The sequence below is a fragment of the Baekduia sp. genome, from assembly GCF_035318805.1.
Taxonomy (GTDB): domain Bacteria; phylum Actinomycetota; class Thermoleophilia; order Solirubrobacterales; family Solirubrobacteraceae; genus Baekduia.
Genome location: NZ_DATHDY010000051.1, coordinates 1 through 20,441, shown reverse-complemented (window position 1 = coordinate 20,441; position 20,441 = coordinate 1). Strand labels below are relative to the sequence as shown.

Sequence of the window (20,441 nt, the reverse complement as noted above, 5' to 3'; positions counted from 1 at the left end):
AGGGAACGCTGGCCCAGAGCGCCAGGTTCCCCAGCGTCAGGGACCCACGCTCATGTGTCGGCGCCGGCCGCCTCGCCGAGCAGCCGCTCGACCAGCACGCAGTCGCGCCACACGCCGTCGAGCTGGCCGTGGTGGCGCTGGACGCCGACGATCGTGAAGCCCGCCGTCTCGTGCAGTGCGATGCTGGCCGTGTTGGTGGAGAAGATCCGCGACGTCAGCTTGTAAAGGCCCGCGTGCGCGCCGGCCTCGGCGAGGGCGCCGAGCAGCGCCCGGCCGACCCCGTGCCGGCGCGCCTGGCCCGCGACGTACACGCCGTGCTCGCCGATGCCCGCGTAGACCGCCCGCTCGGAATAGGAGCCGATCTTGCCGAAGCCCACCACGCGCCCGTCGACCTCGGCCACCAGCACGGGCAGCGGGCCGACCGTCCACCCGGCGACCTCGGCCTTGCTGCGCGGCCGGGTCTCGAACGTCGCCTCGCGCTCGGCGATTCCCTCGTTGTAGATCGCGGCCACGCGCTCGGCGTCGCCCGGGTTGGCGCGGCGGATCGTGACGGTGGACGGCGGTGACGACAGGGGCTGGATTCTACGCGGCGTCCAGAACCGCTCGGGTCACACGGACTTCCGGTGCGGCTGCCCGCACCTCCGACGGTGCGGCCACCATGCGGATACCGCCCGTGAGACCACAGTGACACTGATCCGGCGGCAGGCCGCACCTAGGTTCGCCGCATGCCACGCGTCCAGCTCGCCTCACCCTCCTTCGCCGCCCCCGTCCGCCTCGACGCGATGAGCGACGCGGCGCTCGCGCAGCGGCTCGCCGACGGCGACCGCTCGGCGCTGGACGCGATCTACCGCCGCCACGCTCCGGCCCTGCGCCGCTACGCCCGCCGCTACGTCGACGCCACGCTCGCCGAGGACGCCGTGCACGACGCGCTGACCAGCACGCAGATCGCCCTCCTCGGCCGCCGCCGCACCGTCGAGCTGCGCCCGTGGCTGTTTCGCTGCGTCCGCAACGCCTGCCTCTCCGAGCTGGACCGCGCGTCGCGCCGGTGCGGCGAGCTGCCCGAGGAGCCCGTCGCGGCGGGCGGCGCCGACTCCTGCGATCTCGCCGCGCGCAACGAGCGCCGCGGGATCGCCGAGCTGCCGCCGCGCCAGCGCGAGGCGCTCGCCCTGCGCGCGATCGACGGCCGCGGCTACGACGAGCTCGCCGTCCACTTCGACCTGACCGAGAACGCGACCGTCCAGCTCGTGCACCGGGCGCGCCGCAACCTGACCGCACTGGTGGCGTGAGCTCCGCCGGCGCCGGATCTAGGGCGTCGTGGCCGCCGGAGGGACCTCCGGCGGCGTCGTGACCGTCGCCTGATTCGGCGCCGGTGCGGCGGGCGTGGTCGTGGTCGCGGTGGCCGGCGGCGCCGCGGGCGTCGTGACCGTCTGGGTGACCGTCTGCGCCGGCTGGGTCGTGGTCTTCGGCTCGGTCGTGGTGGTCGTCGTCGTGCCGGTGGTCGTCGTCGTGGTCGTGGTCGAGCTCGAGTTGTGCTTGGCCTTGCCGGGGAAGAACGTCGTCGCGTGGCCGGAGCGGCCGACCGACTTGCCCGCGATGATCTCGGGCACGGTGTAGAGCACGACGCAGATCGCGAAGCCGAGCAGGCCCGTGACGACGGCCAGGCGCCACCGCAACCGCCGGCCGCGCGTGGAGTACATCCGGACCGGGCCGGCCTCGGCGCCGGTCTGGGGCGGCGGGAACGGCGGCGGCGCGCCCGCCTCCAGCCGCTCGGGAAGGTCGTCGGGCACGGGCTCGTGGACCGGCGGGGACGTGGACGGCGGGGGCGACGCCGGCGTCGTGCCGGCGCTCGCCCGCGCCGTCGCGCCGGTCCGCAGCGGACGCGCGACGACGGACGGCACCACGGTGGTCACGACCTCGGCCGGCTTGCGCAGAGCCTCCTTGACCAGCGCGACGATCACCGGCGACATCGCCGCCGAGTACAGCGTGCCGGGCGCCCAGATCTTGGACGTGACGTACGCGGCCGCGGCCGATGCCACGGCGCTCAGGAGCAGCGTCTGGAGGTCGATCCCGGCCTCCCGGGGAGGCGCCGGGGGCGGCGGTGGCGGCGGTGGCGGCTGCGCGTACGCGCGCGGCTGCGTCGGGTCTCCCTGCGAGGCCATCGGCCCCCGACGCTAGCGAACGCGGGTGCCTCGGCCCGCCGCCCTCGTCCCGCCGTCAGGACCCTCGGCTGTCCTGCTCGGCCGTGCGCTTCAGCCCGTCGGCGGCGTTGCCGAGCAGGAAGTCGCGCACCTGGCCCTCGACCGGGCCGCGGATCAGCAGGCCGAGCATCCGCCCCGGATCGACCTCCAGCGCGTAGGTCGCGCGCGTGCGGTCGCCGCCGAGGTCCTCGAGCGTCCACGAGCCGTCGAGCGCCTTGACGTCGCCCTTCTCCTGGCGCCAGCGGATCGCGCCCGGCGCCTCGTAGGTGAAGCTGAGCTTGTTCTTGACGGTCTTGACCTTCGCGTCGTTGACCGCGTCGACGAGCGTTGCGCGGCCCTCGGCGTCCCGCTCCAGCACCTCGACGTCCTTCAGCGAGCCCTGCCACGCAGGGGCGCCTTCGATGTCCGACGCGATGTCGAAGACGCGCTGTACCGGCGCATCGATCTCGACCGTGCGCTCTCCGATGATCTTGCCCATCCGCGGACCGTACCCCAGCACCACGAACCGGTGCAGCGGTCAGCCGTAGCGCTGCGCAGCGCGGGCGGCGGACGCGCCGTAGCCGCCGCCGAAGAGCACGGCGTGGACGAGCAGCGGGAAGAGCTGCCAGAGCGCGGTCCGCTCGGCGTGCCCGCCGGCGCGCGGCCAGACCTCGTCGTAGGCCTCGCCGAAGGCGGAGCCGGAGCCCGCCCGCCCGCGGAAGAGCGACAGCATGGCCAGGTCCACCTCGCGGTGGCCGCCGTAGGCCGCCGGATCGATGAGCCACGGCCGGCCGCCCGCGCCCGTGTGGACGTTGCCGCTCCAGAGGTCGCCGTGCAGCCGCGCGACGGGCTCGTCGGGTCCGGCGAGGGCGTCGATGCGCGCCGCGACCGACTCGACGGCCCGAACGCCGCCGGCGTCCAGCGCGCCGCGGTCGGCCGCCATCCGCGCCAGCGGCAGCAGGCGGTTGGCGGCGTAGAACGCCGGCCAGCTCGGCGCGGGGTCGTTGGGCAGCGTGAGCGGGCCGAGGATCAGCGCGGAGCCGGCGACGCCGGGCGGGAGCGTCCCGGGCGCGGGCGCGCCGGCGCGGTGGATCTGCGCCAGCCCGCGCCCGAGCGCCGCCTCGTCCAGGCGCGTCCCGTCCGCCTCGACCCACTCGAGCGCCAGGAAGCGCTCGTCGACCGCCAGCACCGCGGGCACGGCCAGCGCGCCCGGCTCGGCCAGCCAGCGCAGGCCGGCCGCCTCGGCGGCGTAGGCGCCGGGCGCGGCGTCGCGCGCCGTCTTGACGAACGCGCGGGCGCCGCCGGCGAGCTCGGCGCGGAACGCGTCGTTGAGGTCGCCGCCGGCGACCGCCACCAGCGCCACGACCTCGTCGCCCAGCGCCGCGGCGAGCGCCTCCCTCACACGCGGCCGTCCGCCCGCAGCCGGTCCAGGAGGCCGCGGCAGGCGGCATCGACCATGTCGATGACGTCGTCGAACCCGTCCGCGCCGCCGTAGTAGGGGTCGGGCACCTCGAGGTCCTTCGCCGCGACGGCCGCGGGGTCGTACTCGCGCAGCAGCCGCACCCGCGAGGCGGCGTCGTCGTCGGGCGCGGCCGCGCGCAGCGCCGCGGCGTTCTGCTCGTCGGCGGCCAGGAGCAGGTCATAGGCCTCGAAGTCGGCGCCGGTGACCTGCCGGGCCGCGCCCTCCATCACGATCCCGCGCGCCTTCGCGGCGGCCGTCGAGCGCCGATCGGGCGGCTGGCCGACGTGCCAGGCGCCGGTCCCGGCGCTGTCGATCTCGACGGCTCCGTCGAGTCCCTCGCGGGCGACGAGGTCGCGCATCACGGCCTCCGCGGTCGGCGAGCGGCAGATGTTTCCCATGCAGACGAAGAGCAGGCGCACGCCACATATGATCGCGCGGCCGTGCCGACACCGCTCATCACCGCCCTGCGCGTCCGCTACGTCGAGTGCGACATGCAGGGCCACGTCTTCAACGGCCACTACCTGACGTGGTTCGACCTGGCCCACACCGAGGCGCTGCGCGCGGCCACCGGGCTGAGCTACCAGGAGCTCATGACCGAGCACGACGTCGACTTCGTCGTGGCCGAGTCCAACGTCCGCCACCTCGCGCCCGCGCGCTACGACGACGTGCTGGAGATCGAGGTCGTCTTCGACGAGCCGACGGCCTCGTCGCTCACCAGCCGCTTCACGATCCGCCGCGACGCCACGACGATCGCGACCGGCTCCCTGCGGCACGTGTGCGTGGAGACCAAGGCCTACACGAAGACGCCATGGCCCGACGCGGTGCGCAAGGCGCTCGCACCCGACGTGGTGCCGCGCCCCTCCTCGTAGATTGTCGGGCATGCCCTACGTGCCCGCCGACGATCGTTACGCGTCCACTCCCTACCGCCGCTCGGGTCGCAGCGGCCTGCTGCTGCCGGCGATCTCGCTCGGCCTCTGGCACAACTTCGGCCACGACCGCGCGCTCGACGACCAGCGCGCGATCGCCCGCCGCGCCTTCGACCGCGGCGTCATCCACTTCGACCTGGCCAACAACTACGGCCCGCCGCCCGGCTCGGCCGAGGAGAACTTCGGCCGCCTGCTGGCGACCGACTTCAAGCCCTACCGCGACGAGCTCGTCATCTCGACCAAGGCGGGCTACGACATGTGGCCCGGCCCCTACGGCGAGTGGGGCTCGCGCAAGTACCTGCTGTCGAGCCTCGACCAGAGCCTGCAGCGCATGGGCCTCGACTACGTCGACGTCTTCTACTCGCACCGCTTCGACCCCGACACGCCGCTGCACGAGACGATGGGCGCGCTGGACACCGCGGTGCGTCAGGGCAAGGCGCTGTACGTCGGCATCTCGTCCTACTCGGGCCACCGCACCGAGGAGGCCGCGCAGATCCTCCGCGACCTCGGCACGCCGGTGGTCATCCACCAGCCGTCGTACTCGCTGCTGAACCGCTGGGTCGAGGAGGACCTCCTCGACGTGCTGGAGCGCGAAGGCATCGGCTGCATCGCGTTCTCGCCGCTGGCCCAGGGCATGCTGACCGACAAGTACCTCGGCGGAGCGATCCCGAGCGACTCGCGCGCCGCACAGGACCAGTCCTTCACGCAGGACATGCTCACGCCCGAGGCGCTGACGCACATCACCGCGCTCAACGACCTGGCGCGCGAGCGCGGGCAGTCGCTGGCGCAGATGGCGATCGCCTGGACGCTGCGCGACGAGCGCGTGACCTCCGCGCTGATCGGCGCGTCGAGCGTCAAGCAGCTCGACGAGAACCTCGCGGCGCTGGACAACCTCGACTTCTCCGACGAGGAGCTCAAGACCATCGACGAGCACGCCGTCGACGCCGGGATCAACATCTGGGCGTCGTCGAGCGCGGCGTAGGCGCAGCGGGACACTCATCAGGGGGTCGCACCCCCCGAGATGTCGGGGTGCGGCCCGCCGTACCCACGGCCGGGGGTCTCCCCCGTCGCCGGTCGCCCGGGCAGCTGGAAGGGTCGGCCCATGCAGTCGCACGCCGCCGCCATCCAGGCCATCCTGGCCCGGGAGCTCGACGAGCATCGCCGTCAGGTCCAGCTCGTACAGGCCAGCCTGCTGACCCTTCCGCCGCGCAGCTCGGGGATTGCTGGCGCCGGCGCTCGGGCGCAGGCGTCCCGCTAGGCGCTGACGACGCGCCGCGCCGGCGCGGCGTCGGCGACTGCGTAGCTGCCGGCAGCGACGACGGCGGTGACGACGGCCACGGACGGCCAGGCCCCGATGGCGTGCGCCAGCACGTGGGACCCGGCGAAGGCCGCGAGGTAGAGCCCCACGAGGCCTGCCGCGCGGCCGGTGCCGACCTTCTCGCGCCACCGTAGGGCGCACCAGCCCGCGCCGGCGAGGAGCACGACGCCACCGAGCGGGCGGACGCCGGTCGCCTGCGCGACGGCGAAGCCGAGCGCCAGCGAGCCGGCGGCGACAGGCCACGTGGGGATCGAGCGCATGGCCGTCACGGTAGCCCGTCACCGATCCGTTCACGCCAAGGCCGGCGCCTTCGACGCCGACGGCGCCGAGGCGGGAGCGACCGAGGTCGGCTACCCGCTGCTGGAGCCCCAGCACGGCTGGGCCGTCCAGGAGCCCGACGAGGTCGTCGCCGCAGGCCGAGCGGCTGCGAGCGCAGCGCCGCAGCCGCCGTCGCGGACCTGACCGGTCGATCGTCGGCGACTGCGCCGATGCAAGAACGCCTGCACGTCGCAAGGGTTCACGCCGCTACGGTGACGCCGCGGCGCCCCCGCGCCGCCGCCGTACCGCATGTCCTGCCGCCCTCTCGGAACCCGTGGCCTCGCCACGCTCGCCGCCCTGCTCGCGGTCGGCCTCGCCGCGGCGTGGACGCTGGTCCCCCGCGAGGCGCGCGGCGCCGACGAGGGCAAGCTGCGGTCGAGCATCGACGCGGGCAAGACGCGCGAGCGCGCGCTGGAATCCGCCGCCGCCCACCTCGCGCGGCTCGAGCGCCAGAGCACCCGCGAGGTCGCGATCATCGAGCGCCGGCTCGGCGACGCCCAGGCCCAGCTGAGCTCCTCGCAGGCGCGCCTCGCCGCCACGCAGGTCCGCCTGACGACCGAGCGCCGGCGGCTGCAGCGCCTGCGCGGGCGCCTGGCCCAGTCACGTGCGCAGCTGCAGGCGCTGCTGCGCCAGCGCTACATGGGCACCAAGCCCGACCTCGTCTCGGTCGTGCTCGACGCCCACGGCTTCGCCGACCTGCTCGAGCGCATGGAGTTCCTGCAGCGTGTCGAGGAGACCGACACCGAGATCGTGTCCGTGGTGCGGGCCGCGCGCCGCGACGCCGGCCACGAGGCGAAGGTGCTCGCCGACCTCGAGGCACGCCGCCGCGCCGCGACCGCCGAGGTCCAGCGAGAGCGCGACGCGCTGTCCGGCATGGAGGCCGCGGCCCAGCAGCGCCGCGCGGCCGTCGCCGAGGCCCACGCTGCGCGGATCGCCGCCCTGCACGCCACGCGCGCCGACCGCCGCGCCGCCCAGCGCACGCTGTCGCGCCTCCTGGCCCGGCGCGCCCGCGCCGCGCGCGACACCGCCGGTCCCGGCGGCCCGTGGGCGATCCCGTGGGCGATCGTGCAGTGCGAGTCCGGCGGCCAGAACCTGCCGCCCAACAGCGCCGGCGCCTCGGGCTACTACCAGATGATGCCGGCGACCTGGAAGGGCCTGGGCGGCTCGACGCCCAACGCCTACCAGGCCTCCAAGGCCGAGCAGGACCGCCGCGCCGCAGCGCTGTGGAACGGCGGCGCGGGCGCGTCGAACTGGGTCTGCGCGGCGCTCGTCGGCGTGATCTGACCGGCCCACCACCGGCCTCTCGTCGTGTTCGTGCCCACCGCGGACTCCGCCGAGCATGCGACGCGCCGCAGGTCGGACTCCGTCCGGCCTGGCCGGCGCGACGGGTCTCAGTCGACGAAGAGGTCGGCCTGCAACTCGGCGTCGTCGCCGCCGTAGGAGTAGGCGCTGAGGTCCGTCACGCCCTCCTCGGCGAGCACGTCCTCAACCAGCGCGAGGTTCGCCGTGTACTGGCGGCTGTCGCGCGTGAGGATCACGTAGGCCGCGTCGGCGACGATCTCCGGCTTGCGCGACTTCGCCATCGCGGCGTCGCCGCCGAGGAGGTTCTGGACCGCGGCGGTCGCCACGAGCGTCTTGGGCCACAGCGAGTTGAACGCGACGCCGTCGGCCTTGAACTCCTCGGCCATGCCGAGCGTGCAGAGGCTCATGCCGTACTTGGCGAGCGTGTAGCCGATGTGCCCGCCGAGCCACTTCGGGTCGAGGCTGATGGGCGGCGACAGCGTGAGCACGTGGCCGTTCTCGGACTGCTTGAGGTGCGGGATGCACGCCTTGCTCACCACGTAGGTGCCGCGCGTGTTGATCCGCTGCATCAGGTCGTAGCGCTTCATGTCCATGGCCTCGGTGCCGGACAGGTTGATCGCGCTGGCGTTGTTGATGCACACGTCGATCCCGCCGAACTCCTCTACGGCCTGCGCGACGGCGTCGGTGACCTGCTGGTCGTCGCGGATGTCGCCGACGATCGGCAGCGCGCGGCCGCCGGCGGCCTCGATCGCCTCGGCCGCGGTGTAGACGGTCCCCTCCAGCTTGGGATGCGGCTCAGCGGTCTTGGCGACGAGCGCCACGTTCGCCCCGTCGCGCGCTGCGCGGACGGCGATGGCCAGGCCGATGCCACGGCTGGCGCCGGAGATGAACAGGGTCTTTCCAGTGAGCGTTCGGGACACGCCGTGCATCCTATGCGGGGACGCCAGACGCCGCACGCCTAGGCATCGCCCGCCATTTCGGCAGAAGCCCCACCCATTCGGACCGTTGCTCGGACGTCGATGGCCGCACGGTTCACGGTTCTGAGCGATGATGCACGCGGCAACATTCCCAGACCGCCGAGGAACCCATGCCCCCGATCAAAAGCGTCGACGACCAGCGGTACGTCAAAGCGCTGTCCCATCCCCTTCGCGTCCGGATCCTCGGGATCCTGGAGGAGCAGCCCGCAAGCCCCGTCGAGCTCAGCCAAGTGCTCGATGCCACGCTCGGCACGATCTCGTACCACGTGCGCCAGCTCAACGACCTCGGCCTGCTCGAGCTCGTACGCGAGACGCCGCGCCGCGGCGCCATCGAGCACCACTACCGGGCCAAGCCGCGTCCCAAGAGCGGCGGCGACGCGTGGGAGAGCGTGTCGGTGGTCGCCAAGCAGGCGGTCATCGGCGCCGAGCTGCAGCAGACGCTCGAGGTGGCCGGCCGCGCCGCCGGCGTCGGCGGGTTCGACCGCGAGCACGCGCGCATGGAGCGCCTGCGCCTGGCGCTCGACCCCAAGGGCGTCGAGCAGCTCTCCAAGGCCGTCGCCAAGCTGGTCGACGACGCCCAGAAGATCCAGGAGGCCGCCACGAAGCGCCTCAACGGCGGCAAGGCCGGCGAGCCGGCCGACACCGCCCTCGTGGCGATGCTGTTCGACGCCGTCGGTGCCCCGGATACCAGTGCGGGCCGTCCGGAGCCGACCCAGAAGCCGCGCGCGCCGCGGCGGCGGAACGGGAGTTGACGGAACGTCGAATCGCCCACTGTCACCTGCCCCCCCGATCGGGGGTCCAGGTTGCGGTCGGCAACCTGACGGAACCGTCACACGGACGCCGCAAGTGTGTCCTAAGAGACATGGCCTCACGACGTGACGATCGCTGCGGTGCCCGCTTCCGGCGCGGCGCCCCCGACTTCGAGCCCAATCCGGTCACCGAGGGCGACGACCTCTCGCTGACCTCCTTGGGCCAGCAGTTCATCGAGGCGCTGCGGGACGATCCGCGCTTCCGCGACGTCATCGCCGACCCCTTCGGGGAGCACGGGCCGGCGGCGGCCTGACCTGCACCGCCGGTGGCGGCACGCGCCTGCTCGTCCGTCCGCGCCGGACGGGAACCTGACGTCCGTGCCGCCACCGGTCATCACGCTCGACGGCGTCACGAAGCGGTTCGGCCGTGTCGCCGCGGTGGACGACGTCTCCGTCGAGGTCCCGGCGGGCAGCTGCTTCGCGTGGCTGGGACCCAACGGCTGCGGCAAGACGACGCTCATCCGGATGATGCTCGGGCTCGCCCGCCCGACCGCCGGCCGCATCGAGGTGCGCGGCCTCCCGGTGCCGGGCCGCACCAGCGAGGCGCTCTCGCGCGTCGGCGGCATCGTCGAGGAGCCGCGGTTCTACCCCTACCTCTCGGGCCGGGCGAACCTCGAGGTCTTCGCGGCGCACTTCGACGCGGCGGCGCGCCGGCGGATCCCGGCGGCGCTGGACCGCGTCGGGCTGACCGACCGCGCCGGCGACGCCGTCAAGAAGTACTCCCTGGGCATGCGCCAGCGCCTCGGGGTCGCGCGGGCGTTGCTCAACGACCCCGAGCTGCTCGTCCTCGACGAGCCGACCAACGGCCTCGATCCCGCGGGCCTGGTCGAGTTCCGCGACCTCATCCGCTCGCTGGTCGACGAGGGCCGCAGCGTCTTCGTCTCGTCGCACATCCTCGACGAGGTCCAGAAGATGGCCGACCACGTGGCGATCATCCAGCAGGGCCGGATGGTCGCGTTCGGCACGGTCGACGAGCTCGTCTCGGGCGGACGCCAGGCGATCGTGGTGCGCACGGTCGAGCCGGAGCGCGCGGTCGCGCTGCTGCGGGCCGTCCCAGGCGTCCGCGCGGTCGCCATCGGCGAGCAGGGTCGCCTGGACGTCGAGGTCGAGCGGATCGGCGACGAGCTGCTGGCCGCCGCCGGGCGCGCGCTGTACGACGCGGGCCTGCCGGTGCTCGAGCTGCGCCCCGTGCGCGAGTCGCTCGAGGAGCGGTTCCTGCAGATCACCGCGGGCGCGGGCGGCGCCATCGCGCCGCCCGAGGAGGCGAGCTGATGGCGCTGCTGCGCGCCGAGCTGCGCCGGATCCTCGGGCGCCGGGGCTCGATCTTCGGCAGCATCGTCTTCAACCTGCTCTTCGGCGTCGGCGTGGTGATCTGGGCGCTGACGTCCAGCAGCGCCACCGGCGACGCCGCCCTGCGCGACGGCGCCGCGCTGCTGCAGGTGTCGGTCGCGATCTCGGCGATCGTGCTCGGCGCCGTGGCGGGCAGCTGGGACGTCGACCACGGGACGATGCGGTACCTCGTCCTGACCGGCGTGCCGCGTCCGAAGCTGGCGCTGATCCGCGCGCCCGCGCTGGCCATCGCGATCGTCGTCGTCTCGCTGCCGGCGATGGCGACGGTCCTGCTCGCCGCCGCCGTCGCGCCGCCGCCGGGCCCGCAGGGCGGCGGCGGCTGGATCGACCTCTTCTACGGCGTCTGGGTCGCGGGCACGGCGTACGGGCTGCTGAGCCTGACGATCGGCACGTTCCTGAAGTCGAGCACGGTCGCGATCACCGTGGCGCTGCTGGTCAACCTGCTCGGCAGCCAGATCGCCGCACTGATCCAGGACAAGGTCTCCCACACCTTCGGCGACCTGCTGTTCTCCGAGGCGGCGCGGATCGTCATCGGCCGCGAGCACGGCGACGTGCTGTCGCTCGGCACCGCCGTCGTGGTGCTCGTGGCGTGGATCGCGGCGCTGCTCGCGGTGGCGGCGCTCCGCGTGCAACGGGCCGAGTACTAGGAGACTGTGTCGCTATCGCGACTGGGGACCCACCTCCGGCGGCGACGGCTGGCCGCCGTGGGCCGCGGCCTCGCTCGCCGCCTACGGCACCCCTGGCGCCGGTCGCGCGCGCAGTCCACTGAACGCGTACGATCCGCCGACGATGCCCGAGATCTCCCCTGCCCTGTACCGCGCCGGCGAGGGCGAGCCGCTCGTCCTCATCCACGGGTTCACCGCGACGTGGCGCTGCTGGCTGCCGGTGCTCGCCGAGCTCGTCCCGCGCTTCGAGGTGATCGCCCCGACGCTGCACGGCCATGACGGCGGCACCGACCTGCCCTCGCGCCGGGCGCCGTACTCCGTCGCCGAGGCGGCCGACTACCTCGAGCGGCACCTCGACGAGCTGGGCGTGAGCACCGCGCACCTCGCCGGCAACTCGCTGGGCGGCGCGCTGGCGCTGGAGCTCGCCAAGCGCGGCCGCGCGCGCAGCGTCGTCGGGATCTCCCCCGCCGGCGGCCTGCGCCCCGGCGACGCCGCCGCCGCTCAGCAGATCATCAAGGTCTTCTCGCGGATGCAGAAGACGACGAAGGCGTCGCTGAAGCTGCTGCCGCGCGTGATGGCGCGCCCCGGCCTGCGCCGCCTGGCACTGCGCGACGTCATGACCCGCGGCCACCACGTGCCACCCGCCGAGGCGCTGGCGCTCGCCCGCTCGTCGATGCGCTGCGACATCGTCGAGGACGTCTACACCGTCCTGCGCAACGGTGACGCCGCGCTGCACGACCTCGACCGCATCGACGTCCCCGTGCTCGTCACGTGGGGCGGCAAGGACCGGATCCTGCCGCTGCCCGTGCACTCCCCGCGTCTGCGCGAGCAGATCCCGGGCGTCGAGTTCTGCCTGATGCCCGGCGTCGGCCACACGCCGATGTGGGACGACCCGGGCCTCATCGCGACGACGATCGGCGACTTCGCGTCGCGCGCGGCGGCGAGCGCGGCGCCGCCGCCGGTGTCGGCGACGGCGTAGCGGCCAAAGCCAGCGGCGCGCAGCGCGGGCGCTCGTCGTGCCGCGCGGCGTGGTCCGTCGGCGATGACGGCGAGGTGCGTGCGGGCGTTGTCGTTCTGCCGCGGGCGCGCGTGCGACCTCGGCGCGCGCGGCACCTAGACGTTGGATGTCAACGTCCAGGTGCCGTTCGCCTCCGGCCTGGGCGACCGATGGCGCCTGGGGGTCGCATACCGACCCCCAATCGCCATCGGTCTCGGACCGCTCGCGCCCGCGGAGGACACGGGGCGCCCGCGCGCCCGCCCACCTCCCTCTCATTGCCGACGGACCACGCCGCGCGGCACGAACGGCGTCAGCTGCACCGAGGCCTTCATGTCGCTCGGGTTGTTGGTGATCAACGCGTTGGTTCCCGTTGAGCGACGGCGGGTTCGTCCACGCCGTCGCGCAGGGCCTGCCCTCCTACTGGCTCGTGCAGGCCAACCGCGTGGCGCTCGGCGGGCGCGCCTGGAGCGTGACCGGCTGGCTCGTCGTGGCGGCTTGGAGCGTGCTGCTCACGGCCCTGGCGGCGCGCGCCTTCCGGCGCGACACCGGGCGTGTGTGAGTGCGGTTCCCGGCGGCCGTTTCGGCCGAGATCCGACAGTCCGGGCATCAGCGCCTGGAACGATGCGTCCAGGCCCGCGTACGCCGCGATCCGGCCGCTGAGATGATCGTCGGCGCGATGGGCGACGAGCTCCCTCCCTCCCGGTTCGCCCAGATCGTGGCCGCCGCCCGCCGGCTGCTCGAGGAGCAGGGTCCCGAGGCGCTCTCGATGCGCAACGTCGCGGCCGAGATCGGCATCCGCGCGCCCTCGCTGTACGAGCACGTGGCCGACAAGCGGGCCCTCGAGAACGCCATCGTGGCGGCGGGCATGGACGAGCAGGGACGCGCGATGACGGCGGCCATGGAGGGCGCCGCGGACCCGCTGACGGCCATCGCGCAGGCATGGAGGACGTGGGCGCTGGCCCATCCGCACGTCTATCGGCTGATCAACGCGCGCGGCCTGGACCGAGACGCACCGGAAGTCGGTGCAGCTGAGCGGCGCGCCGGCGACCCCATACGGGTCCTGACGGGCGGAGATTTGGCTTCAGCACGGGTGATCTGGGCCTTCGCGCACGGGATGACGATGCTCGAGCTGAACGCCCGATTTCCTCCCGGACCGGGCGTCGACGAGCTCTGGGAGCGCGGTCTGGAGGCCCTGAGACCGCTGCTGGGAACGCCCGCCGACTGACACCGCAACGCATGCCGACCGGTGCGTTGGGCACCATGCCGCATCGCGCCATATCGGCGCGGACGACAGGAGGAATCCCAGATGGCCAACATCACCAAGACCGATCTCGCCGGCCTGGTCGCCGAGAAGAGCGACCTGAGCGCTGCTGACGCCAAGCGCGCCGTCGAGTCCACCTTCGAGATCCTGGCGGCCCGGGTGGCTGCTGGCGACGAGGTTGCGATCGCCGGTTTCGGCAAGTTCTCGGTCACCGAGCGCTCGGCCCGCCAGGGTCGCAACCCGCAGACCGGCGAGACGATCGACATCGCCGCCTCCAAGGCCCCGAAGTTCTCGGCGGCTTCGGCGTTCAAGGGCGCGGTCAAGGGCTAGTTCGCCCTGCCTGCGGACCTGGCGCTCCGCCAGGTCCGCGGGAGCCCCGCCGGTGGCAGGATCTGTTGGTCGCGCTCAGCCGGCCGTCGCGCCTTCGGGCCGGCCGCCGGGCCCGTGACGTGGAGGTAGGTGCTCATGACGCCGCGCCTATTCGGCGTGCAGCCGCACCGCCGGTTCAGGACGCTCCGCGGCCGGGTCGCGGCGGTGGACCGGGCGCTCGATCTCCGGCCTGGTCGGGACGGTCGGTGCGCGCCCGCGCCCGCGCCGGCGGCGACGGATCTCCATCGCGGCCGCCGCCATGAGCACGCCGGCGCTGAGCAGCGTGAGCAGGCGCCCGGCGAGCAGCGGCCATGGAGCGTCGCCGCTCAGCGCGTTCAGGCAGGTCAAGGTGCAGCGCGGGCGGGCCGTCGCGCTCCAGCGGCCGGCGCCGTCGGTGTGGGTGAGCGTGACGACCGCGGTGCCGTTGCTGGTGCGACCCGTGATGCGGGCGTCGCCGGCGACGCGCACGAGCGGCGACCACACGATCGACGTCTCGCGATGATCCCCCACGGCACCGCGTCCCCGCAGGGTGCCGGCGTCCGAGGTCGTGCGGCTGCGGACGCCGGCCTCGACCGTCTCGGTGTCCTTGGCCGCCTTGGCGCCCGTCGGCCGTCCGACCGTGCGGAACTGCGCCCACGGCATGACCTCCGGCAGAGCGAAGGCCAGCGGCTCCCCGTCGGCCCGGACGTCGCCGTGGCGCTGCAGCACGGTCGGGGTCCAGGAGCTCGCCTGGGTGCCGATGGCGATCGTGACCCCGAGCGCGACCTGTGCGCTCACCGCCATGAGCAGGGTGCCGACGAGGAGCCGCCGTGCCGGACCGTGCGCGATGGCGGTCAGCACCACGACGAGCGCCATCGCCACGACGATGGACAGGTACGGGATGACGCGGACGGGGCTCTGGACCGCCTGCAGGACCCGCGGGAGGTGCAGCCACCACAGCGGGTGCACGATGAGCACCAACAACCCGGCGCCCAGCGCGAGCAGCGCGGCCGCCGACGCCGTGAAGCGCACGGGGCGCCGCCGCAGGCCGACGACGACCAGCAGTGCCACGACGGCCCACGCCATGACGAACACCGGCGGCTGGCAATAGAGCCACATCCCGGGGGCAGGCGTGGGCCAGGGCGACAGCACGCTGGACGTCCGCGCGAGGCCGGCCGTGCTCCTGATGAGTCGCTCGACGACCTCGGAACGGGCGATGTAGGTGTCGGGCCCGAGCCACAGGTTGGGGACGAGCCACGCGCCGGTCAGTCCTACGCCGACGGCGATCGCCGCCACCCCGCGGCCGAGCCGCCTGGCGACGACCACGGCTCCCCCGTCGCCGCGCACGAGCGGCAGGAGCGCCGCGACCACGAGCGGCAGCGCGATCGCGGTCATGAGCATCGTGAGGTTGTGCGTCCCGGCGACGATCGCCCCGGAGCCGGCGAGCGCGAGCAAGGCACGGCCCCGTCCGCGCTCCGGGTGGCACAGCAGCGCGGTGAGCCCCCCGAGCATCACGGCCGTGCCGTTCACGGCGACCAGCTCGGCCCACGACGCCCGACCGTAGAGATCGGTCAGGAGGTACGGCGTCGTCGCGAACGCCAACCCGGGCAGGATCGCCAGCCGGCGCGAGAGACCCAGGTTGCGGGCGGTCCACCAGATGCCGAGGTACCCCGCGACGAGTGCGCCGGCGCAGGTGGTCGCGAACACCGGCCACGCGCCGAGCACCGCTGCGGGGTAGGCGAGGACTGAGACGGTGAAGCCCGCGTAGAACACGTTGAAGGCGTAGAACGTGCCCGAGTCGGTGTGGAGGTAGAACGTGGGCAGGCCGTGCGCCGAGACGTGCTCGGTCTGGCGCTCGAGCAGCCAGAACGCGGTCGTCCACTCCCACCACGCGTTCTGGCGCAGCACGAACGGCAGCGCCAGCAGCCCGACCAGCAGCGGTGGGACGAGCGTGACGACGCGACGTTCGGCGTCGGGCGAAAGGCGCAGCACGAGCCGGGACTGTCGTCGTCTTCGCCGAGTGCCACCAGAGCCAACGGGCAGGCGACGCCCGCACCGCAGCCGCCGCGTCCGGCTGGGCCATCGTTCACGCTTTCCCCGCGATCACGTTCGCCGAAGACCGCGTGCAGCGCGGCCGCCTAACCTCAGGCCCGAGGCCTCAACCCAAGGACGACCGCATGCTTCGCCAACGACACCCTGCCCCGTGACTGGATTGACCGGCTTGATGTTCGACGTCAACCCGTTCGGCGAGCGCGCCGGCCACGGCACCGGAGCGGGGTTCCTCGTGCTCGGGGCCTTCGTGCTGGCGTTCCTGCTCATCCGCACCAGCGCACGGCTGACCCGGAGCGTGTCGTGGTGGCCGGGCGGCGTGCAGACCGGCGGCGTCCACGTCCATCACCTGGTCTTCGGCATCTGCCTCATGATGCTCTCCGGCTTCCTGGGCTTCGCCGCGCCGCAGGAGACGCCGTGGTGGAACATCGTCGCCGTGACGTTCGGGGTCGGCGCCGGGTTCACCATGGACGAGTTCGCGCTGTGGGTGCACCTGCAGGACGTCTACTGGAGCCACGAGGGGCGCGCGTCGTTTGACGCCGTCGTCATCGCCGTCGCGTTCGCGGCGCTCGTGGTGCTGGGAACCACGCCGTTCGGGCTCGACGACCCGGCCTCCATCGGCGGGACCGCCGCCGCCGTCGCGCTCGTCCTCGGGCTGACGCTCGCGTGCGTCATCAAGGGCCGGATCCTGCTCGGCGTCGTGGGGCTGTTCGTGCCGCTGGCCGGCGCGTTCGGCGCGGTGCGCCTCGGCCATCCGTCGTCGCCGTGGGGGCGCCGCCGGTACTCCGGCGAGCGCCTCGCGCGGGCGCAGGCGCGCTTCGCGCCCGACGCGCGGGCGATCCGCTGGCAGCGTCGCTTCGCCGACCTCGTCGCCGGCGCGCCGACCGTGCCCGCGGCCGCGACCGCGAGCGCGAGCGCCGCCAATCAGGACGCAGGTCGCGATCGGTGAGTGCTCGCCGCAGCTCGCCCGCGTAGCCGCCCGACGGCGCAGCAGCGAGACAGCTCGCCCCCGTGTGGAACGTGGCTAGCCCGTTCGGGCATGCACCTGGTCACCCGCCCGACCGGTACCTGACCCAATGGTCAGCTGGCGCACCCGTGCTCGACCGCCACCGTGGAATTGAGGCACATTTGCGCGCCTCCCACAGCGAGAAAGGACCAGTCTCTTGAAGGCCGATCAAGCGGGACACCTGGCACGCGTCGCTGACTACCTCGGGGCCGATCCGTCTCGTCCCGCCGATCGCGCCCAGCGCCGGGTCCGCCGCGCACAGCGGGCGCAGGAGGCGCACCTGCGCGCCCTGCGGCAGATGAGCAGCGGCCGCGGAGGGCGCCCCGGCGCGCCGACCGGGGGACCCTAGACCGCTCCTCCCGGCGGTCCTCGAAAGCAGCACCAACCTTCGAGCCTCTGCGGCGTTCAAGGCTGTAGGGGATGTACCACAGCGCACCACCGCTGAGGAGGACAGGGTCCCGGGCATGGAGGCCCGGGACCACTGTCGTCGTGGCCTCTTGCGCTTGACGCTGACCGGACCGGGCGTCACGCTGAATACGGCGCTCGGGCGCAGGGACGCGTGCCCGATCCGGATCACTCATCCCCAATCCGGATTCGCCCCAGCCCTCGGCGGGGTGGGTGAACTCGTCGCGCCGGGGGCTCGGAGCGCGCCGCGCGGGCGCCCTGAGGCCGGCCGGTGCTGCCGCGAACAAAGTTCTCCACCGACTTCGCGGGCGTGGGCATACTCGACTCATGGCGGCGACTGCGCTGGATTGGCGACCCCGCCGCCCAGCGGTGCGGCGGCCGGGGCTGGGCGTTGACGACCACCGCCTCGTGGCCCGGGTCCGCGACGGCGACGACACCGCGTTCGAGGCGATCTACGACCGCTACGCGCGGGGCCTGCTGGGGTTCTGCCATCACATGCTGTCCAACCGCGACGACGCGGAGGACGCGCTGCAGCACAGCTTCGGTGCGGCCTACCGCATGTTGCGCTCCAGCGACCGCGGCATCGAGCTCCGGCCGTGGCTCTACACGATCGCGCGCAACCGGTGCCTGTCGCTGCTGCGCGCGCGCCACACGGAGATCAGCTTCGAAGGTGCGCCGGACTACGCGGGCGCTTCCGAGGGAGTGGCCGATCAGGTGCAGCGCCGGTCGGATCTGCGCGAGCTCGTGGAGGACCTGCGGCGCCTTCCCGACGACCAGCGCGCCGCATTGGTGTTGTTCGAGTTCGGTGGCCTGCCACACGACGAGATCGCGACGGTCCTCGACGTGCGCCGAGAGAAGGTCAAGGCGCTCGTCTTCCAGGCGCGCGAAGGCCTCATGCGGGCGCGAGACGCGCGCCAGGTCCCCTGCACCGAGATGCGCACGCTGCTGGCCACGCTCGCCGGCAACGTGCCGACCCGGAGCCTGCTGCGCAGGCACGTCGACCGGTGTCCGAGCTGTGCGCTGTTCGAGGCCGAGGTGGGCCGGCAGCGAGCCGGCCTCGCGCTCATCCTTCCCGTGCTGCCGACCGCGGGACTCAAGGCCATCGTGTTGAGCTCGGCGGCCGGCCGCGGCGCCGCTGTCGCGGGCGGCGGCGCGGGGGCCGGTGGCGGTGCAGCCATCCTCGGCGGGGCGAGCGGTGGCGGCGGTGGATTGGCGTGCGCCGGAGCGGGCGGCGGAGCGGCGGGACTCACCGCCGCCGCCGGGGCGGGTGGGAGCGCGGCCGGCGGCGGCGCGATCCTCGCCGGAGCCGCGGCGGGAGGCGTGAGCGGAACCGTGGCGACGGCCGGTGGTGCCGGGACGATCGCCGCCGCGCTCGGTGCGCAGAGCGCGAGCGCCGTCGTCGCACAGCTGCTCACCGTCGCTGCCGTCGTGGTGGGCGGAGGCGCCGCGGCGACGGGCAACCTCGACCGGTCCGCGCCGCCGCGCACCGACAGCGTCCCCGTCGTGCAGCAGGTCGCCTCGCCGGTGGGCGTGCCCTCCCCCGCCGTCCAGGCGCTGCTCGGACCGCCCGCACCCGTGAGCGCGGTCGCGCCGGCCGTCGCCGGCAGCGGAGTCACGCCGGCCACGGTCCACGATCCGCTGCCGATCGTCGCGCCCGATCCGACGGCCTCGCCGACGGTGTTCGCGCCGGCGACGCCGAGTCCCGCCGGTACGACGCCGCCGCCGCCGACCGGCGAGCCCCCGGCCACCGTTGGCCCCGACGCCGGCGCCACCCAGACGCCCGCCGTCAGCCAGCCGCCGACCGAGACGTCGCCCACCACCCCGGCCGCGGCGCCGGCGGTGACGCCCAGTCGGGCGACGCCGGTCGAGCCCGCGAGCCCCAACGCCGGTGGCACCAGCACCGGCGCTGCGCTGCCCCAGGTGACGACGGCCGGCCCGGCTCCCACCGACCCGACGGGCAGTGCGGCCCCGTCGACGCTTCCCGCCGCCGCCACGCCGAGCAGCGATGAGCCTGCCGCGACCGGAGCGCCGGCGCCTGCGGACAACACGCCGGCGGGCGTCACGACGGAGGGTCCCGCTACGACGACCCCGATCGAGCCGCCGGCGGCACCCGTAGGACACTAGGGCGAGTCGGGGGTGGTGGTCTCGACGAGGGACTCCCCGGTGATCTGCGACGTGCCGGTTGCGCGTCCGGCGACCACGACGCTCCTCCGCCCGACCGGCCGTCTTGAGGGTGACCGGTCCGCGGCCACCCGATTCGCCAAGCGCCAGGCGCGGTCCCGAGCCGGCCGCGAGCACAGGTCTACACCTTGCTCGCGCGAGGACTCCGCCCGACCGCTGGGCGCCAGGCACGCGTCGACCGGTCGCTAGATTTCGCGGGATGGCTGACGGCAACATCGTGACCGACGATCCAGGCGCGAGCGACGTCCGCGAGCTGCTGGGACGCCATCTCGCCTACGCCAACGCGAACACGAGGCCCGAGGAGGTCTACGCGCTCGGCGTCGAGGCGCTTCTCGATCCCGCCGTGACGTTCTTCAGCTTCCGCGCCGATGGCGAGCTGCTCGGCGTCGCCGCCCTCAAGCAGCTCGACGCCGGGCACGCGGAGATCAAGTCCATGCACACGGCGCAGGAGGCGCGAGGCCGCGGGATCGGCCGCGCGCTGGTCGATCACCTCCTCGGGGCGGCCCGCGAGCAGGGCTACCGGCGGGTCAGCCTCGAGACGGGCGCCGGCCCGGCGTTCGCGCCCGCCCGCGCCCTCTACGCCGGCGCGGGCTTCACGCCCTGCTCCGCCTTCGGCGACTACGAACCGAGCGCGAACAGCGCCTACATGACCCTGAGCCTGGACGATCCCGCCCCCGGGGGCTGACCCACCTCCGGCGCCGCGTCGTGAGCCCGCGGGCGAGCGCGTTCGAACGCTGACGCGGCTGCGGTGCACAGGACCGGATGAGCGGGGACGCGAATCAGAGCCGGTTGCGTCTCTCGATGTTCGTCCACGCGCGTCTTGCGGTACTCAACGGTCGTGGCCCGCAGGACGAACAAGCGGGAAGTGCCCCGATGTCTTCCCCTGCTCG

At 73.9% G+C, this 20,441-nt stretch carries 25 protein-coding genes; 17 read left to right on the top strand and 8 right to left on the bottom strand.

The window, feature by feature from the left end:
* Nucleotides 1-50 precede the first annotated feature (50 nt).
* Nucleotides 51-545, bottom strand: a complete 495-nt coding sequence (locus VK501_RS12040) for an arsinothricin resistance N-acetyltransferase ArsN1 family A (protein WP_324337702.1) — start codon at nt 543-545, stop codon at nt 51-53.
* Nucleotides 546-725: 180 nt separating this feature from the next.
* On the opposite strand from VK501_RS12040, the gene VK501_RS12035 reads away from it, so the two are divergent.
* Entirely contained in the window at nt 726-1,286 is a 561-nt protein-coding gene (locus tag VK501_RS12035) for an RNA polymerase sigma factor (RefSeq protein ID WP_324337661.1), read from the top strand.
* 18 nt (nt 1,287-1,304) lie between these two features.
* Here the strand turns inward: VK501_RS12035 and VK501_RS12030 are convergent, their stop codons facing one another.
* Genes VK501_RS12030 through VK501_RS12015 form a run of 4 tightly spaced genes read right to left on the bottom strand, consistent with a single transcriptional unit; the run spans nt 1,305 to nt 4,067 of the window.
* Complete coding sequence (locus VK501_RS12030; protein WP_324337660.1) at nt 1,305-2,159, bottom strand: hypothetical protein; 855 nt, start codon at nt 2,157-2,159, stop codon at nt 1,305-1,307.
* A gap of 55 nt (nt 2,160-2,214) precedes the next feature.
* The gene (locus VK501_RS12025; RefSeq protein WP_324337659.1) at nt 2,215-2,676 is read right to left on the bottom strand and encodes a type II toxin-antitoxin system RatA family toxin; all 462 of its coding nucleotides are present in this window, start codon (nt 2,674-2,676) and stop codon (nt 2,215-2,217) included.
* Nucleotides 2,677-2,715: 39 nt separating this feature from the next.
* Nucleotides 2,716-3,579, bottom strand: coding sequence for a fructosamine kinase family protein (locus VK501_RS12020; protein ID WP_324337658.1), 864 nt, complete (start codon nt 3,577-3,579; stop codon nt 2,716-2,718).
* Nucleotides 3,576-4,067, bottom strand: a complete 492-nt coding sequence (locus VK501_RS12015) for a low molecular weight protein-tyrosine-phosphatase (protein ID WP_349261004.1) — start codon at nt 4,065-4,067, stop codon at nt 3,576-3,578. The genes VK501_RS12020 and VK501_RS12015 overlap by 4 nt, the downstream gene beginning before the upstream one ends.
* A 12-nt stretch (nt 4,068-4,079) precedes the next feature.
* On the opposite strand from VK501_RS12015, the gene VK501_RS12010 reads away from it, so the two are divergent.
* From VK501_RS12010 to VK501_RS12000, 3 genes are all read left to right on the top strand, one after another.
* Nucleotides 4,080-4,508, top strand: a complete 429-nt coding sequence (locus VK501_RS12010) for a thioesterase family protein (protein WP_324337656.1) — start codon at nt 4,080-4,082, stop codon at nt 4,506-4,508.
* Between the two features lie 10 nt (nt 4,509-4,518).
* Entirely contained in the window at nt 4,519-5,547 is a 1,029-nt protein-coding gene (mgrA, locus tag VK501_RS12005; RefSeq protein WP_324337655.1) for an L-glyceraldehyde 3-phosphate reductase, read from the top strand.
* Nucleotides 5,548-5,667: 120 nt separating this feature from the next.
* A complete protein-coding gene (locus VK501_RS12000) occupies nt 5,668-5,823 on the top strand; it encodes a hypothetical protein (RefSeq protein WP_324337654.1) in 156 nt (51 codons plus the stop codon).
* Here the strand turns inward: VK501_RS12000 and VK501_RS11995 are convergent.
* The gene (locus tag VK501_RS11995; RefSeq protein WP_324337653.1) at nt 5,820-6,143 is read right to left on the bottom strand and encodes a hypothetical protein; all 324 of its coding nucleotides are present in this window, start codon (nt 6,141-6,143) and stop codon (nt 5,820-5,822) included. The two genes, VK501_RS12000 and VK501_RS11995, sit on opposite strands and share 4 nt — an antisense overlap.
* Here VK501_RS11995 and VK501_RS11990 point away from each other — a divergent pair.
* Nucleotides 6,142-6,345, top strand: a complete 204-nt coding sequence (locus VK501_RS11990) for a hypothetical protein (protein ID WP_324337652.1) — start codon at nt 6,142-6,144, stop codon at nt 6,343-6,345. The genes VK501_RS11995 and VK501_RS11990 overlap by 2 nt on opposite strands.
* 105 nt (nt 6,346-6,450) lie before the next feature.
* Nucleotides 6,451-7,485, top strand: coding sequence for a transglycosylase family protein (locus VK501_RS11985; protein WP_324337651.1), 1,035 nt, complete (start codon nt 6,451-6,453; stop codon nt 7,483-7,485).
* A gap of 107 nt (nt 7,486-7,592) precedes the next feature.
* On the opposite strand, the gene VK501_RS11980 is transcribed toward VK501_RS11985, so the two are convergent.
* A complete protein-coding gene (locus VK501_RS11980; RefSeq protein WP_324337650.1) occupies nt 7,593-8,432 on the bottom strand; it encodes an NAD(P)-dependent oxidoreductase in 840 nt (279 codons plus the stop codon).
* Between the two features lie 158 nt (nt 8,433-8,590).
* On the opposite strand from VK501_RS11980, the gene VK501_RS11975 reads away from it, so the two are divergent.
* The 8 genes from VK501_RS11975 to VK501_RS11940 all read left to right on the top strand — a co-directional run bounded on the left by VK501_RS11975 (nt 8,591) and on the right by VK501_RS11940 (nt 13,892).
* Entirely contained in the window at nt 8,591-9,232 is a 642-nt protein-coding gene (locus VK501_RS11975; RefSeq protein ID WP_324337649.1) for a winged helix-turn-helix domain-containing protein, read from the top strand.
* 110 nt (nt 9,233-9,342) lie between these two features.
* On the top strand, nt 9,343-9,543 hold the full coding sequence (locus VK501_RS11970; protein ID WP_324337648.1) for a hypothetical protein: 201 nt from the start codon (nt 9,343-9,345) through the stop codon (nt 9,541-9,543).
* Nucleotides 9,544-9,607: 64 nt separating this feature from the next.
* Complete coding sequence (locus tag VK501_RS11965; protein WP_324337647.1) at nt 9,608-10,561, top strand: ABC transporter ATP-binding protein; 954 nt, start codon at nt 9,608-9,610, stop codon at nt 10,559-10,561.
* On the top strand, nt 10,561-11,286 hold the full coding sequence (locus tag VK501_RS11960; protein WP_324337646.1) for a hypothetical protein: 726 nt from the start codon (nt 10,561-10,563) through the stop codon (nt 11,284-11,286). Before VK501_RS11965 ends, VK501_RS11960 begins: the two co-directional genes overlap by 1 nt.
* 142 nt (nt 11,287-11,428) lie before the next feature.
* Nucleotides 11,429-12,283: an alpha/beta hydrolase gene (locus VK501_RS11955; protein WP_324337645.1), complete on the top strand. Its 855-nt coding sequence runs from the start codon at nt 11,429-11,431 to the stop codon at nt 12,281-12,283.
* Between the two features lie 388 nt (nt 12,284-12,671).
* Nucleotides 12,672-12,860, top strand: a complete 189-nt coding sequence (locus VK501_RS11950; RefSeq protein ID WP_324337644.1) for a hypothetical protein — start codon at nt 12,672-12,674, stop codon at nt 12,858-12,860.
* 117 nt (nt 12,861-12,977) lie between these two features.
* Nucleotides 12,978-13,526, top strand: coding sequence for a TetR/AcrR family transcriptional regulator (locus tag VK501_RS11945; RefSeq protein ID WP_324337643.1), 549 nt, complete (start codon nt 12,978-12,980; stop codon nt 13,524-13,526).
* Nucleotides 13,527-13,607: 81 nt separating this feature from the next.
* Entirely contained in the window at nt 13,608-13,892 is a 285-nt protein-coding gene (locus VK501_RS11940; protein WP_414641173.1) for an HU family DNA-binding protein, read from the top strand.
* Between the two features lie 147 nt (nt 13,893-14,039).
* Here the strand turns inward: VK501_RS11940 and VK501_RS11935 are convergent, their stop codons facing one another.
* On the bottom strand, nt 14,040-15,902 hold the full coding sequence (locus VK501_RS11935; protein WP_324337642.1) for a hypothetical protein: 1,863 nt from the start codon (nt 15,900-15,902) through the stop codon (nt 14,040-14,042).
* A gap of 232 nt (nt 15,903-16,134) precedes the next feature.
* Here VK501_RS11935 and VK501_RS11930 point away from each other — a divergent pair, with 232 nt between their 5' ends.
* The 3 genes from VK501_RS11930 to VK501_RS11920 all read left to right on the top strand — a co-directional run bounded on the left by VK501_RS11930 (nt 16,135) and on the right by VK501_RS11920 (nt 20,236).
* Nucleotides 16,135-16,908 carry a hypothetical protein gene (locus tag VK501_RS11930; protein WP_324337641.1) on the top strand — a complete coding sequence of 258 codons (774 nt, stop codon included), beginning with the start codon at nt 16,135-16,137 and terminating at the stop codon, nt 16,906-16,908.
* 870 nt (nt 16,909-17,778) lie between these two features.
* Nucleotides 17,779-19,494 (top strand): sigma-70 family RNA polymerase sigma factor, encoded by a 1,716-nt coding sequence (locus VK501_RS11925; protein WP_324337640.1) that lies wholly within the window; start codon nt 17,779-17,781, stop codon nt 19,492-19,494.
* 256 nt (nt 19,495-19,750) lie between these two features.
* Nucleotides 19,751-20,236 carry a GNAT family N-acetyltransferase gene (locus tag VK501_RS11920; RefSeq protein WP_324337639.1) on the top strand — a complete coding sequence of 162 codons (486 nt, stop codon included), beginning with the start codon at nt 19,751-19,753 and terminating at the stop codon, nt 20,234-20,236.
* Nucleotides 20,237-20,441 lie beyond the last annotated feature (205 nt).

Coding starts and splice junctions, on each gene's coding strand:
- VK501_RS11930 (WP_324337641.1), top strand. CDS start 16,135: ATGTTCGACGTCAACCCGTTCGGCGAGCGCGCCGGCCACGGCACCGGA.
- VK501_RS11960 (WP_324337646.1), top strand. CDS start 10,561: ATGGCGCTGCTGCGCGCCGAGCTGCGCCGGATCCTCGGGCGCCGGGGC.
- VK501_RS12000 (WP_324337654.1), top strand. CDS start 5,668: ATGCAGTCGCACGCCGCCGCCATCCAGGCCATCCTGGCCCGGGAGCTC.
- VK501_RS11955 (WP_324337645.1), top strand. CDS start 11,429: ATGCCCGAGATCTCCCCTGCCCTGTACCGCGCCGGCGAGGGCGAGCCG.
- VK501_RS11945 (WP_324337643.1), top strand. CDS start 12,978: ATGGGCGACGAGCTCCCTCCCTCCCGGTTCGCCCAGATCGTGGCCGCC.
- VK501_RS11990 (WP_324337652.1), top strand. CDS start 6,142: ATGGCCGTCACGGTAGCCCGTCACCGATCCGTTCACGCCAAGGCCGGC.
- VK501_RS11970 (WP_324337648.1), top strand. CDS start 9,343: ATGGCCTCACGACGTGACGATCGCTGCGGTGCCCGCTTCCGGCGCGGC.
- VK501_RS11920 (WP_324337639.1), top strand. CDS start 19,751: ATGGCTGACGGCAACATCGTGACCGACGATCCAGGCGCGAGCGACGTC.
- VK501_RS11975 (WP_324337649.1), top strand. CDS start 8,591: ATGCCCCCGATCAAAAGCGTCGACGACCAGCGGTACGTCAAAGCGCTG.
- VK501_RS11940 (WP_414641173.1), top strand. CDS start 13,608: ATGGCCAACATCACCAAGACCGATCTCGCCGGCCTGGTCGCCGAGAAG.
- VK501_RS12035 (WP_324337661.1), top strand. CDS start 726: ATGCCACGCGTCCAGCTCGCCTCACCCTCCTTCGCCGCCCCCGTCCGC.
- mgrA (WP_324337655.1), top strand. CDS start 4,519: ATGCCCTACGTGCCCGCCGACGATCGTTACGCGTCCACTCCCTACCGC.
- VK501_RS11985 (WP_324337651.1), top strand. CDS start 6,451: ATGTCCTGCCGCCCTCTCGGAACCCGTGGCCTCGCCACGCTCGCCGCC.
- VK501_RS11995 (WP_324337653.1), bottom strand. CDS start 6,143: ATGCGCTCGATCCCCACGTGGCCTGTCGCCGCCGGCTCGCTGGCGCTC.
- VK501_RS12025 (WP_324337659.1), bottom strand. CDS start 2,676: ATGGGCAAGATCATCGGAGAGCGCACGGTCGAGATCGATGCGCCGGTA.
- VK501_RS12030 (WP_324337660.1), bottom strand. CDS start 2,159: ATGGCCTCGCAGGGAGACCCGACGCAGCCGCGCGCGTACGCGCAGCCG.
- VK501_RS11980 (WP_324337650.1), bottom strand. CDS start 8,432: ATGCACGGCGTGTCCCGAACGCTCACTGGAAAGACCCTGTTCATCTCC.